At 69.5% G+C, this 13,528-nt stretch carries 10 protein-coding genes; 3 read left to right on the plus strand and 7 right to left on the minus strand.

Annotation, left to right across the window (positions count from 1 at the left end; all coding sequences use genetic code 11):
* Positions 1 to 41: 41 nt before the first annotated feature.
* From ACE3OG_RS08430 to ACE3OG_RS08450, 5 genes are all read right to left on the minus strand, one after another.
* Positions 42 to 1,241, minus strand: a complete 1,200-nt coding sequence (locus ACE3OG_RS08430; protein ID WP_374307584.1) for an acyltransferase family protein — start codon at positions 1,239 to 1,241, stop codon at positions 42 to 44.
* A 206-nt stretch (positions 1,242 to 1,447) separates the two neighbouring features.
* A complete protein-coding gene (locus ACE3OG_RS08435) occupies positions 1,448 to 2,485 on the minus strand; it encodes a glycosyltransferase family 2 protein (protein ID WP_374307586.1) in 1,038 nt (345 codons plus the stop codon).
* The gene (locus tag ACE3OG_RS08440) at positions 2,482 to 3,924 is read right to left on the minus strand and encodes an O-antigen ligase family protein (protein WP_374307588.1); all 1,443 of its coding nucleotides are present in this window, start codon (positions 3,922 to 3,924) and stop codon (positions 2,482 to 2,484) included. The genes ACE3OG_RS08435 and ACE3OG_RS08440 overlap by 4 nt, the downstream gene beginning before the upstream one ends.
* Entirely contained in the window at positions 3,921 to 5,180 is a 1,260-nt protein-coding gene (locus ACE3OG_RS08445) for a hypothetical protein (RefSeq protein WP_374307590.1), read from the minus strand. The genes ACE3OG_RS08440 and ACE3OG_RS08445 overlap by 4 nt, the downstream gene beginning before the upstream one ends.
* Positions 5,177 to 6,286, minus strand: a complete 1,110-nt coding sequence (locus ACE3OG_RS08450; RefSeq protein ID WP_374307592.1) for a glycosyltransferase family 4 protein — start codon at positions 6,284 to 6,286, stop codon at positions 5,177 to 5,179. Before ACE3OG_RS08450 ends, ACE3OG_RS08445 begins: the two co-directional genes overlap by 4 nt.
* Before the next feature lie 434 nt (positions 6,287 to 6,720).
* Here ACE3OG_RS08450 and ACE3OG_RS08455 point away from each other — a divergent pair, with 434 nt between their 5' ends.
* Together ACE3OG_RS08455 and pqqC are read left to right on the plus strand one after the other, a co-directional pair.
* Entirely contained in the window at positions 6,721 to 7,791 is a 1,071-nt protein-coding gene (locus ACE3OG_RS08455; protein ID WP_374307593.1) for a hypothetical protein, read from the plus strand.
* A 110-nt stretch (positions 7,792 to 7,901) separates the two neighbouring features.
* The gene (gene pqqC, locus ACE3OG_RS08460) at positions 7,902 to 8,654 is read left to right on the plus strand and encodes a pyrroloquinoline-quinone synthase PqqC (protein WP_374307595.1); all 753 of its coding nucleotides are present in this window, start codon (positions 7,902 to 7,904) and stop codon (positions 8,652 to 8,654) included.
* 226 nt (positions 8,655 to 8,880) lie between these two features.
* Here pqqC and ACE3OG_RS08465 read toward each other — a convergent pair whose 3' ends face one another.
* Complete coding sequence (locus ACE3OG_RS08465) at positions 8,881 to 10,524, minus strand: alpha-keto acid decarboxylase family protein (protein WP_374307596.1); 1,644 nt, start codon at positions 10,522 to 10,524, stop codon at positions 8,881 to 8,883.
* A 100-nt stretch (positions 10,525 to 10,624) separates the two neighbouring features.
* Positions 10,625 to 11,668: a hypothetical protein gene (locus tag ACE3OG_RS08470; protein WP_374307598.1), complete on the minus strand. Its 1,044-nt coding sequence runs from the start codon at positions 11,666 to 11,668 to the stop codon at positions 10,625 to 10,627.
* Between the two features lie 219 nt (positions 11,669 to 11,887).
* On the opposite strand from ACE3OG_RS08470, the gene ligD reads away from it, so the two are divergent.
* Complete coding sequence (gene ligD / locus ACE3OG_RS08475; protein WP_374307599.1) at positions 11,888 to 13,483, plus strand: non-homologous end-joining DNA ligase; 1,596 nt, start codon at positions 11,888 to 11,890, stop codon at positions 13,481 to 13,483.
* Positions 13,484 to 13,528 lie beyond the last annotated feature (45 nt).

The following is a 13,528-nucleotide window of genomic DNA, read 5'->3' on the forward strand; positions in this document are numbered from 1 at the left end:
ATGGAGCTAAGCCGGCGCATCGAATTGTCCTGAACGACCGTTCACGCCTCGCCGACCCCGGAGGGCGCGCGCCGCGCGCGAGGCGAGCGGGCGCCGGCGTTGACGGCGCGCGCGGCGCAGAGCCGTGAAAATCCGACGAGGCGCCGGATGAACGGCGCAAGGATGACGAACAGAACGAGATTGGCGGCGACGATGGAAAGGCCGAGGCCGACGCGCCAGATCGCCGTGTCGGCGAGCGGAAGACGCGCGAAGGCCGGCTGCAGAAAGACCAGAAAAAATCCGTTGACGAGAACGAGATCGAGCGCGTTGCGGCCGTTCCAGGCCAGCGCCGCGCCGAACCGACTCGTCGCGAGCTGGCGGCTGAGGCTCAGGACGGCCAGGGCGCCAAGGAGCGCGGTCAAGGCGAAAAGCGGCGGAAAACCGATGTCGCCGGTGATCATCAGCACGCCGAAGCGGCCGCCGAGAAATTCGGGGACGAATCCCTTCAGCGGCGCGCAGGACCATTCGACCAGGCACGCGCCGTTCAGCGGCGCGAGCGCGACGACGGCCGCAAGGCACGGCGCCCAGACGAAGGCGGGAGGAAGCGCGCCGAATCGCATGAGCGCGTAGCCGGCCAGATAGAACAGGACGCCCGGCGCCAGCGACTTGATCTGGAAGGGATTTGGAATGAACGGGTTGGCGACGACGATGAAGCCGAGGAGCGCGATCGCGGCGAGGCGCGCCGCTCCGGGCCCCTTGACGATCGCCGCGGCGAGGATTTGCACGCCGGCGAGCGCGACGAGAAACCAGGTGGTGACGATGCTGAAGTCCTTGCCGATCAGCATCGGCCGGACCAGCGTCTTGACGGCTGCGCCGGCTTCGGTGGGGACGCGGCCAAGCGCCGCGAAGAGGGCGACGCCGGCGATATGGGAGACATAGGCGATCGCGACGAGGGCGAGCGCCTGCTCAAGGATTCTCCGCCATGATTTCTGCCGCAGGTTGCGCGCCGTCATGCCGGAAATCAGAAAGAACAGCGGCATGTGGAAGCTGTAGACGACCCGCCACTGCGCGAAGGCGGCGTCCGAGAACGCGGCGTCGGGTCCGACGGCGAAGAACGCCTGAAGGCCATGCGCATAGATCACGAGGAGGATCGCGATTCCACGCGCGACGTCGAGCGCGGCGATGCGCTCCGCGCTCGCCGGTTCTCCGACCTGCGGCGCGGGCGGCGTTTCAAGCGCGCGGGCGTTGTCCGTAATCTGCATCGATTCCCCCGGGGCGGAGCCGGCCGATCGCCGCGCGCCGCTTGCGAAAGTCTGCCTCGCGGCGCTTTCCGAACGCATGGAGGCGTCCGGCCGGAAGCGCTCGCATTGCTGCGGCCGACGCTTCGACGCGCCGCCGGCGAAGCCCGATTATATGACCCCTAGCCAACCGCCGGGCGTCGGCCCGACGAATTGGCGTCTTGACGACGTCAGGTTTCGGCGACGACGCTGACGCCGGAATGACTCTTTTGCAGCGCCTTGGCCAGCGCCGCGAGCTTTTCGCGCACGATGGCGGGGGAGACGATCGCCACCGCCGTTCCGAGCGCGCGCCAGTCGGCGAAAAGAAACATCGGCCGCAGCGAGAGCGCGCGCCGCATCAGGCCGAAGGCTTCGCGGTGGCGTCCGCACGAGATGGCCTTCCACGCGGCGATGCGATAGTGCTCGGCATGCCCGGCGCGCATGACCCGTTCAGGCACGTTGGGCATGTCGCGCCGCAGGACCGCCATGGCGAGGTCGGCGTTCTCGACGAATTTTCGCGAGTTGAAGGAAAGGCTGCTTTCGCGCAGCCTGTAGAGGGTGAGCGGCGCCGGCGTCAACACGGCGCGATAGCTGGTGAGCCACAGGATGCGCCGCCACATCTCGTAATCCTCGCAGCTGCGCAGCTCGGTCATGAACAGCCCGGCGTCGTCGAAGCAGGCGCGCCGCGCGATCACCGTCGAGCCGTTGCCAAGATGATTGCGGCGGATCATGTCGTGAAGCGAGGGGTGCGCCTTGCCGGCGAGCAGCACGCGCCCGGTGCGCGCGCCTCGCTCCGTCAGATATTCGGAGTGGCTGAAGGTCAGGCCGATGGAGGGATCGGCCATCATCACGGCGAGCTGCAGCGCCGCCTTCTGCCGCAGCCAGATGTCGTCGCCGTCGAGGAGGCCGATGAATTCCCCGCGCGCGCTGCGGATGCCCGTGTTGCGCGCGGCCGACAGCCCGCCGTTCTCCTGGCGCACCACCCTGAGGCGCGGGTCGTCGATCGCGCTCAGCACGTCCGGCGTGCGGTCGGTCGAACCGTCGTCGACGACGATCACCTCGAGGTCGCGGAAGGTCTGGCCGAGGGCGGAGCGGACGGCGTCCTCGATGTAGGCTTCGACGTTATACGCCGGGATGACGATGCTGAGGACCGGGGCGGGCGTCTCGGCGTCGGCCGCTTGCGCGTGCGGCGCCTTGGCGGTCGTCGCGCGGCCGTCGAAGGTGCTCATCGGTTGCTGTCTCCTGAAGCGAAGGCGTTGAGGTCGAGCGCGCGAGGCGCGCGGATGGGGCGTGGCGCGAGCGCGCGGCGGCCGTCGTCGGCGCGCGCGGCTGGCGCCGCGTCCGGCGAGCGGGCGAGGGCGGCGCCGATGAAGACGAACAGGAAGACGCAGGGCAGCGTCAGGTTGAACAGCGCCTCGTAGCGGCAGTAGAGCGCGAGGCACAGCGCGAGGCAGAGCCCTGCTTGCGCATGCGCCAGGCGCGGATCGCCGGCCTTCAGCGTCGCGCAGCGCCACAGCAGCGCGCACAGCGTCGCGGCCATGGCCAGGACGAAAGCGGCGAAGGTCGGCGCGCCGCCGGTGTAGAGCAGGCCGTAGATCGTCGAATGGCTGCCGATCGGCAGGTTCTCCTTGGCGTGCACCGACTCGCCGATCCAGCCGTTGCCGATCAGCGGCGAGGCGAGAAAGCCTTCGAAGCTCTTCTGGTAGATGAGCTCGCGCGCGAGGCTCGATCCGGCCCGCGCGCCGTTGACGTCGTCCTGAATCTGCGCGACCTCGGCGAGCGGGTCGATTCCGGCGAGCGGCAGGGCGAAGAGGCCGCAGAGGCCGGCGCCGACGACGGCGAGCTTGACGAAGCGCGGCGCGCGCAGGAACGCGTAGAAGGCGCCGACGACGACGAGCGCGGCGATGGCGATGCGGCTCCAGCTGAACACGACGCCGACCGCGCCGCCGCCGGCGCCGAGGAGACGCCACGGCAGATTGCGCTCGAGCAGGCTGATGAAGGTGACGGCGAGCGCGCCGAGGCCGAGCGCCGGGGCCCAGGGAAAGAACAGCACGAGCCGCGTCGACAGCTCGCCCAGCGTCTCTTCGGTCTGGTAGATCAGCGCCGCGGTGTAGAACGTGACCGACGGGCTCTTGGGCAGCAGCATGCCGGCCGGCGTCGGCCACACATAGAGCTCGCGCTTGTGCGCGGCGACGCCGAGCGCGGCGACGCCGGCGAGCATCAGCATGTAGAAGCCCACCCAGCAGACGGCGCGGATCGAGCGCGCGTCGTCGAGCCTGTGCGCCGCGCCGGCGGCGATGGCGAGGCCGCCGAAGATCCAGCCGACGACGCCGAAGCCGAAGGCGTTGGCGAAGCCGCGCGCATATTCGCCGAGCGCCACGCCGTTCAGGATCGCCGCGCAGGCCTGCGAGAGGCCGATCGCGAACCAGCTCCAGACGATGACGTTGATCATCGCGCCGCGCGGCCAGCGCTCGCGCGCGAGCTTCACGAGCGCCAGCGCGCCGGCGGGCGCGAGGACGCCGAGGATCCACAGCAGCGGGATGGCGCGCAGATAGGTCTGGTAGAGCCTGCGTCCGCGCAGCGAGGCGAGGAAGCCGCGGACGCGGCCCACCGGCGCGCGCGGAGCGGCGGCTATCGGGCGAAGGGCGGGGACGGCGCCGACGCTCATGGAACGGCTCCGGCCTGCGCGGCGCGCGGCGGCGCCTCCCGCGGCCCGCACGCCTCGCTCGCCCTGGCGGTGAGCAGCGTCGACAGGCAGACATGCAGGATCGTCGCGAGGATCGCTCCGAGCGCGCCGGCGTAGAAGGCGCCGGCGGGAATCAGCGCCAGCGCGAGAACGGCGCGGATCGCCGAGACGCGGTTGACCCGGCCCAGCGCGCCGATCGCGCGCAGATGCAGGTCATAGGTCGAAAGCAGGTAGCGCACGGGAGTCGAGGCGAGCAGCAGCGGCGCGAGCAGCGCGAAGCGCGGCAGATGGAAGACGAGGAAGCCGAGCGGAACGGCGATGAGCGCGACGGCGGCGGCGCAGCCCGCTCCGAGCCGGATCATCAGGCGGCGCAGCTCGGGGAGGGCGCCGTCCGGATCGGCGACGACGGCCGGATATTTCGCCTGCATCTGCGACCAGCCGGGCGTCTCGGCGACGGTCAGCATCTGCCGGCAGAGGCCGAACAGGCCGAGGTCGCCGCGGCTCATGAGATAGGAGGCGATCAGGACGGTCGCCTGGTCGACGCCGAGATTGATGGAGTCGCCGACGAGGAAGCGGCAACCCTCCCGCGCCTCCTGCAGAAAGGAGCGGAAGTCGAGCGTCCCCCGGTCGAGCCTCAGGAAGGCGACGGCGACGCCGGCGAAGCGGAAGGCGGCGAGAATGGCGGCGAAGGCGAGATAGCCTGGAGCGAAGAACGCGGCGGCGAGGAGGCCGAGCGCGTTGGCGGCGGGCGTGATCACCGCGTCGCCGGCCTTGCCCTGCAGGACCTGCAGCGCGTTGAGGAGGTTGCCCTGCGCGAAGAACGGCCCGCCGAGCGCGAGCAGGGCGATGATCGCCGCCTCCTCGCCGTTGCGGCCGGCGGCGAGGCCGAGCGCGACGAGCAAGGGAAGGCTCGCCGGGACGACGACGAGGGCGGCGCAGGCGCCGAGCGCGTTGCGCGCGCGCATCGGCGCGTCCATGCGCGCGAAGACGTAGGGCAGGCCGAAGGTCCCGACGAGGGCGACGACGACCACGGCCACGGCGGCGACCGTGAGCGTGCCGGCGGCGGGCAGGCCGTAGAGCCGCACCACCAGCACGGAGAGAAGCAGCCCGTTGGCGTTCTGCAGGGCGCGCGCGACCATCACGAGCCCCGCCTCGCGGCCGAAACGCCTGGCGAGGCGGGCGAAGCGCGCGCGCAGGAGGCCCGCGACGCGCGGCCACAGAGCGAGGGCGCCGTTCACCGCGCGCCAACCTGCTGCGGCGGAGCGACGGCGAAGGGCCGGCGCGGCGGCGTCCGGTAAAGCCTGTCGTAGCGCTGCGCCACCGCGTCCCAGTCCGGACGGTCGAGGCTGTCGAGGGCGGCGCGCGCCGCGCCGAGCGCGTCGGGAGACTCGAGCAGCCGCGCCAGCGCATCGGCGAGCCCGGCGGGATCGCGCGGCTGGACATAGAAGCCGTGCTCGCGCACGACGACGCGGTTTTCGGGAATGTCGGTGACGAGGGCCGGAACCTTGTAGGCGAGCGCCTCGAGGAGGGCCATCGACATGCCCTCGACATAGGACGGCAGGACGAAGAGCTTCGCGTTGCTGAACAGCTCGGCGAGCTCATGTCCGCTGCGGTGGCCGACGAAGACGACCTTCGCCGGGTCGGCGGCGGCGCGCAGCGCCGCGAGATAGTCGGGCTCGCCCGACGAGCCGGCGACGACGAGGCGCGTCCCTTGAGGCAGAGCGTCGAAGGCGGCGATGAGGTCGTGGCAGCCTTTCTCGGGCGTGAGGCGGCTCGCGAACAGGACGTAGCCGCCGGGCTCGAGGCCGAAGGAGGCGAGGAACGCGCCCGGCGCCGCGGGCGTCTTGCGCGGCATGCCGTTGGGGATGAGCGAGGCGGCGACGTCGTAGCGCTCGATGAAGTAGCGCCGCAGCGGCTCGGACACGACGGTGATCTGGTCGGCGTTGGCGACCAGCGCGCGCTCGGCGAGGGTGAGGCAGGCGCGCGCCGTCGCGCTCCATTTGTCGCGCTTCTGGTCGAGGCCGTGGATGGTGACGAGAGAGCGCTGGCCGAAGAGATGCGTCGCCGCCGAGAGGATGCCGGGCCCTACGGCGTGCAGGTGGATGACGTCGTAACGGCCCATCGCCCTGGCGAGGGCGTTGAGGCTGCGCGACAGCGTCTCGAAATGCTTGCCGCCGAACGAGGAGGCGCCGATCGCGCGCACGCCGCCGTGATCTTCGAAGACGGCGCCGGGATCGCCGTAGACGTCGACCTGATGGCCGAGGCGGCCGAGCCTCGGGCAGAGTTCGTCGAGCACGCGCTCGATGCCGCCGTAATTGGACCCGACGCCGCGGGAGCCGATCATCGCAATGCGCAAAGGAAACCCTTTCGAAGAATGAATGTTATTCAATCAGAGGCGCGCAAGCGCCGCGACAAGGAGGCCGTTTTGAAGGTAATTTTCTTTTTTTGAGCATCCGTTGCGCTTTTAGATAAAAGCGTCGTCAGGATGATGCGATCATATTCCCCGATGTATATGATTAAGATCAAGCAAATTTGGACACATTTGCGTTACAAAATTTAACAATTCTAGAGGTGGATAAAATTTATACTTTATATTAATATTTTATGTAATAAATTTACAGTATGATGATTATTAATAAACTTCAGCTTCGCTTTATGGGGCTCCGCGTCGGGCTATGGCGCGCGAGCTCGCGTCGCCGTCCGCCATGTTTGTGACGAATGTCGTGTTCTAAAATACGAATCACGTTAGTCGTCGCGAGCCCCTGGACGGAGAACCACGTGCACCCCCGCGCCCCGCGTCTGCTTCTCGCCCTGGTCGTGTTTGCGTCGCTGCGCGGCGCCGACGCGCAGGCCGCTCCTTTCACCGCCGCCTCGCCATGGAACACGGCCGTTCCCGCCGCCGCGACTTTCGCCGCCGCCCCGGCGGCGAGCGGCCTCGTCGTCGGCGTCGACTCCTGGGATTCGCAGGGAACCTGGGCGATCGCCTCGACCGCCGCCGCCTCGACCGATGCGCTGCGTCCGCTGCTCTATCACCCGCTGGCGTGGTACAAGGTGTTTTCCGGCGAGTGGAAGCGCACGGGCAACAGCGCGGCCGTCGAGGCCGAGATCAGGTCCGGCGCCAAGACGTCCTTCCCCTATCCCGGCAATGTCTTCTCGACGACTTCGACGGCCGGTTGGGCGCTGCCGACCTCCTACAACAAGACGGTCAATCCCTCGTCCCCGCCGGCGCGTTTCCGCCTCGGCGCGGGCGCGGCGCCTGCGCCCGGCGCCGACGGCCATCTGGCCGCGGCCCAGCCGGACGGGACGGTGCTCGAGACCTATGCGACGATCCTTCTCAGCACCGGCGAGATCGTCGCGCTGTCTTACGCCGTCACGTCCCCCGCGAGCCTCGGCGACGGCTGGCAGAACGGCCAGACCGCCTCGATGCTGCCGAGCTACGCCGGCCTGTTCTGCGACGCGGAGCTCGCCGCCGGCCTGAAGCACGCGATGGCGGTCAGCGTTCCGCCGTCGCTGCTGTCGCCGCAGGCCGCCTATCCGGCCTACGCCTTCGACCGCGACGCGCTGACCAATCAGCAGCCCTATTCGGGCGCCTTGCCGATGGGCGCGCGGCTCGCCCTGCCGCCTTCGGTCAGCGTCGCCTCGCTCAACCTGTCGACCGCCGAGGGCAAGGCCGTCGCCGCCGCGGCCAGAACCTACGGCTTCATCGTCGTCGACCGCGGCGGCTCGGGCGTCACCATCCGCGTCACGCCGAGCTGCCCGACGAAATCCGCCGCCTTGCGCGCCTGGAACTGGGGATTGCAGAGCGACCTCAACGCCATTTTCGCCAAGGTCCGGCGCGTCGCCTGGTAGCGCGTCCGGCGACGGCGGCCGGCGCTTGATCCGGCGCAAGACGGCGCTCGCCCGCGCCCGCTAAAGCTGCGCGAAGAATGAACGAAGCGCGCAGGGCAAGGGAGGGCGGGATGGACGATCAGACGCCGCGTTCAGGGGAGCTATGGTCGCCCGAGGCGTTCGAGGCGGCGATCCGCGCCGTCGGCGCCGAGCGCTACCATGACAAGCACGCGTTTCATAAGCTCCTGCACGGCGGCAAGCTGAACAAGGGGCAGGTGCAGGCCTGGGCGCTCAACCGCTACTGCTATCAGGAGGCGGTGCCGCGCAAGGACGCGGCGCTGATCAGCCGCACGCATGACCGGGCGTTGCGGCGCGAATGGATCAGCCGCATCCACGACCATGACGGGCTCGGCGCGGAGAAGGGCGGCATCGAGCGCTGGCTCGTGCTGACCGACGGGCTCGGCCTCGACCGCGAGTATGTCATGTCCCGCCGCGGCGCCCTGCCGGCGACGCGCCACGCCGTCGAAGCCTATGTGCATTTCGTGCGCCAGCAGCCGCTCACCGTCGCCGTCGCCTCCTCGCTCACCGAGCTGTTCGCGCCCTCGATCCATCGCGAGCGCATCGCCGGCATGCTGGAGAATTACGACTTCGTCAGCGAGGAGGTGATGGCCTATTTCAAGCGCCGGCTGTCGCAGGCCCCGCGCGACGCCGATTTCGCGCTCGAATATGTCAAGTCGCATGCGGCGACGCGGGCCGAACAGGAGGCGTGCGTCGCCGCCGTGCGCTTCAAGTGCGACGTGCTCTGGGCCCAGCTCGACGCGCTGCACCACGCCTACGTGACGCCGGCGCTGATCCCGCCCGGCGCTTTCGTCCCGGCGGCCTAGGCCGCGCTTGCGTCAACGGCCGCGCCGGCGCCACATGGGCGACGAGCGAACGGCCGGAGCGCCCGTGACCACCCTGACCCGCGGCTCGCGCCGACCGATCCCGCGCCGCTCGTCGGCCTTCGCCGTCTGGACGGCGCTCGTCGGCAATATTCTCGTCGCCGTCACGAAATTCGCCGCCGCCGCTTTCGCCGGCGGCTCGGCGACGATGAGCGCGCGCTTTGGCGCCCTATTCGGCCGACAGCGCTTTCAGCCGCGCGCTGAGCGTCAACGACAGGTCGGAGGCTTCATAGCGGCCGGTGACGACCTCGATGAAGACGCCGCCGTCCGCATGTTCGGCTCTGTCGATAGCCGCGTCGAGCTCGCCGCAGGTTTCGACGCGGGCGCAGAACCAGCCCTTACAGCCGAGCGCGGCAGGCAGCTCGGCGTAGCGCCATGGCGCGACGTCGTTATAGGCGATCTCGGGATCGGCGCAGAGCAGGCGCTCGATCAGATAGCCGCCGTTGTCGAGCACGAAGACGATCGGCTTGAGGCCGAGCCGGGCGAACTGGGAAAGCTCCTGGCCGCCGACCTGGAAGGAGCCCTCGCCGGTGATGAGCACGACGCGGCGCGCGGGCGCGGCCGCCGCCATGCCCAGCGCCGCCGGCGTCGCCCAGCCGATCGCGCCCCACAGCGCCTGATTGTAGAAATTGGCTCCCCTTGGCATCGTCGCGAAGCCAAGCCCCATCGAGACCGTGCCGGTCTCGGCGACGAGAACGTCGCCCTCCCGCAGGAAGGCGGACCAGCGCGGATAGAGCGCCCTGGCGGTGATCGGATCGCCGCCCGAGCCGGTCGCGGCGGGGCTCGCCGCGGGCGCGATCCGCTCCCAGTCGCGGCGCTTCACGCGGGCGCCGAGCGCGCGCAGGAGATCGCCCATCTCGACCGACTGGAACACGGCGCCGCCGGCGGTCGTCTCATGCGCGTCGATCGAGACGACGCGGGCCGGATCGAGCCGCGCGGTGAAGGCGCCCGTGTTGAAATCCGTCATCAGCGCGCCGATGGCGACGATCACGTCCCGGCTCTCCACGAAGGCGCGCGTCTCTTCGTTCATCAGCGCGCCGTCATACATGCCGGCGTAGGCGGGCTGTGTCTCGTTGAGGACGGTCTTGTCGTGGAACATGGTGGCGAAGGGCAGGCCCGTGGCGTCGATCAGCGCCTGCAACTCGGCGCCGAGCCCGGCGCGCGCGACGGCCAGGCCCGGCAGCGCGCAGGCCGTGCGGGCGCTTTCGAGCGCCGCCGCGACCGCCTCCGCCGCCGCCGCCAGCGCGCCGGGATCGCTGCGCGGCGCGGCGACCGGCGCCGCCGCGTCGAGCAGGGGCTTTCCGGCGAGGTCGGCGGGAAAGGCCATGTAGACCGGCCGGCGATGATAAAGGGCGGCGGCGATCAGCCGCTCGGTCTCGGCGGCGGCCGTCTGCGGCGTCATCACGGCGCGCGCGCAGACGACCGGCTCGGCCATGCGCTGAAAGAGGCCATATTCGCCGTCGCCGAGCGTGTGGTGGACGATGGCGCGCGCGCGCTGCGTCGCCATGCGCGGCATGCCGACGAGGTGGAAGACGGGCAGGCGTTCGGCGTAGGCGCCGGCGACGCCCGCGAGCGCGGCGAGCTCGCCGACGCCGTAGGTCGTGCACAGCGCGCCGACGCCGCGGATGCGGGCGTAGCCTTCCGCGGCGTAGGCGGCGTTGAGCTCGTTGCAGCAGCCGACCCAGCGCAGCTTCGGGTCGCGGCAGATCGCGTCATTGACCGGAAAGGCGAAATCGCCGGGCACGCCGAAGACGTCGGCGACGCCGATCTCCGCGAGCCGCTTCAGGACATGCTGGATAATGGTGAGGGCCATGGGCGGCGTCCGGACTTGAAACGAAGGCGAGGCGTCTGAATAACGCTTCGCCCGCGCTTCGGGTTCGGGGGGCCGCGCCGCCGCCCGGTCCAGCTCGCGTCTAGCTTCCGGTGGCGGCGACGGACAGGCCGCCGCCGAGGGTGAAGCCCTGCGTCGGCTGGAACTTGCCGTCGAATCCGACGTAGCCGACCTGGATCTGGCCGGTTCCGTAGCCGTAAAGCGTCAGGAACTGACCGCAGCGCAAGGCGCTCGTGTAATATTTGCCGAGCGTGAAGCTCTGGTCCTTGAGGAACAGGCCAGGTTTGCCGGCGGACTGAAGCGGCTCCACGAAATGCCCGGTCAGCGCCGCGCCTGTAGCCGAAGCGTACAGGAACAGACGGCCGTTGGTTTGCGCGGCGACGTCGACGCCGGCGAGGCCGAGCGAGTTGGTCGAGCCGCCGGCGGTCGCGACATAGGCGGAGGTCGTCCCGGAGAAGCTGATCGCGCCGCTTTCCCAGGCGCCGCTGTTGACGTTCCACAAGAGGATGTCGTCGCCGACGGCGGCGATATTGGTGTAGCCTGTCTTGGTCGTCGCCGCCCTGGTGTCCTGAGTGAGTTGGCCGGCGACGTTTATATCGCCGGTGACGAACAGCCCGTCCGAGCTTCTGTACCAGAACAGGAAATTTTCGGTCTTGCCAAGCAAGGTCCAGTGGGTGAAGGACGTCGAGGAGAAGGTCTGACGCAGCGTTCCGTCGGGATAGGACGCGACGACGGCGCCGTCGCCGCCGTTTCCGGCGAGATCATAGAACAGCGTGTGGTTTCCGTCGCCGATCGAATAATACCACTGCTTCGAGAAATTATATGACGATCCGGGATTTATCGCGCCGTCGCCGTCGAGCAGGATGGCCCGCGCGCCTCCCCCGTAGTAGCTATACAGGATTGCGCCGGCCGAGGTTGGAATGACGCTGTCCATGCCGACGAAGGCGGCGGTCGTCACATCGTAGCTCGTCTGAAAATATCCATTTTTGTCAATGCCGGCGACGATGACGCGGCCGGTTCCGCCGTTGACGAACAGCATTCGGCCAGCGCCGTCGGCGAGGGAAGGTTGAACGCAGGCGCAGCCGAGCGACAGGGCCGCGATCAAGGAGGTTTTGAAATATTTCATGAATTTATTCCTAAACAAGCGTGTCGGGAACGGCCTCGATACGTCGGCCTCCCTGCCGCGAAGCTTACTATCCGGCTGACGACGTCACATAACCCATTTACTCTTTCTCTCTTCTTCGTGAACGAAGAATATTTCGTTTGACGTCAGGTCTCAGACGGGCTTCCGCGCGCCGCCACTTTCGCCCCTCTCGCGCGTTGTCTTGCATGACGGGAGAGGGCGATGGCTGTCGACGAGGCGCTCAGGGCCTATCGTGCGAAGCGCGATTTCGAAAAGACCGCGGAGCCGAGCGGGCGGGCGAAGGTCGCCGCTGGCGCGGGCCTGCGCTTCGTGGTGCAGAAGCATGCGGCGCGCCGGCTGCATTACGACCTGCGCCTCGAGCTCGGCGGCGTGTTCAAGTCCTGGGCGGTGACGCGCGGCCCTTCGCTCGATCCGAAGGACAAGCGCCTCGCCGTCGAGGTCGAGGATCATCCGCTCGACTACGGCGGCTTCGAGGGGACGATCCCGCAGGGCGAATATGGCGGCGGAACGGTGCAGCTCTGGGATCGCGGCTTCTGGACGCCGGAAGGATCGACGCCGCCGCAGGCGGCGCTCGACGCCGGCGAGCTGAAGTTCACGCTGCAAGGCGAGCGCCTGCGCGGCGGCTTCGTCCTCGTCCGCATGAAGGGCGGCAGGGAGAAGCGCGCGAACTGGCTGCTCATCAAGCAGCGCGACGAATTTGCGCGGCCGGATGCGGGCGACGAGCTTCTGGCGCTGGACCGCTCGGTCGCGTCGGGGCGCAGCATGGCGGAGATCGCCGGCGGCCGCGGCCGCAAGCCCAAAATCCTCCCCAAAATCCTCATGGAGTCCGCCGACCCCGATCCGCCGCTGAGGCCGCGCAAGACGTCCCGAGCGCCGAAAGGCGCGGCCGCCGTCATGGGGGTCGCCATCTCGAGCCCCGGCAAGATCCTCTGGCCAGACGGCGGCGACGGCGAGCCCGTGACCAAGCTCGACCTCGCACGCTATTTCGAGGAGGTCGGCCCCTGGCTTCTCGAGCATGTGCGCGGGCGCCCCTGCTCGCTGGTGCGCGCTCCGTCCGGCGTCGGCGGCAAGACCTTTTTCCAGCGCCATCCGTTGGCCGGCGCCTCCCCGCTTTTCGACCGCATGCGCCTCGAAGGCGAAGCCAAGCCCTTTCTCGCGCTCGACCGGGTCGAGGCGCTCGCCGCTGCCGCGCAGATGGCGGCGATCGAGCTGCATCCCGGCAATGGCGCGCCGGGAGAGCCGGAGACGCCCGGACGGCTGGTGTTCGATCTCGACCCTGGCGAGGGCGTCGCCTTCGCGAGGATCGCGGCGGCCGCGCGCGAGCTGCGCCGGCGCCTTGAGGCGCTTGGCCTTTCCGCGTTCTGCAAGACCACCGGCGGCAAGGGGCTGCATGTCGTCGTCCCGCTCGCCGTCGGAAAGCGCAGGAAGCCGACGTGGGAGGAGGCCAAGGCGTTCGCCGAGGCGCTGTGCCGGCGCATGGCGGGCGACGCGCCGGCGCTCTACGTCGTCAACATGGCCAAGGCGCGACGGAAGGGCCGCATCTTCCTCGACTACCTGCGCAACGACCGGCTCGCCACGGCCGTCGCGCCGCTCTCGCCGCGCGCGAGGCCTGGCGCTTGCGTGTCCATGCCGCTGCGCTGGGAGGAGGTGGACGACGCCCTCGACCCGCGCGTCTTCACGCTGCGCGCCGCGCCGAAGCTGCTTGCGGAAAGCGGCGCCTGGGCCGGCTACGCGGACGCCGCGCGTCCGCTGCGCGACGCGATCTCACGTCTCGTCCGGGCCAGGACGGCCGCCTGAGGGAACGCGCGCCGGCGCCCGCCCGTTCTGCGGCGCGTCGGCGCA

It is taken from the genome of Methylocella sp., assembly GCF_041905455.1.
GTDB lineage: Bacteria > Pseudomonadota > Alphaproteobacteria > Rhizobiales > Beijerinckiaceae > Methylocapsa.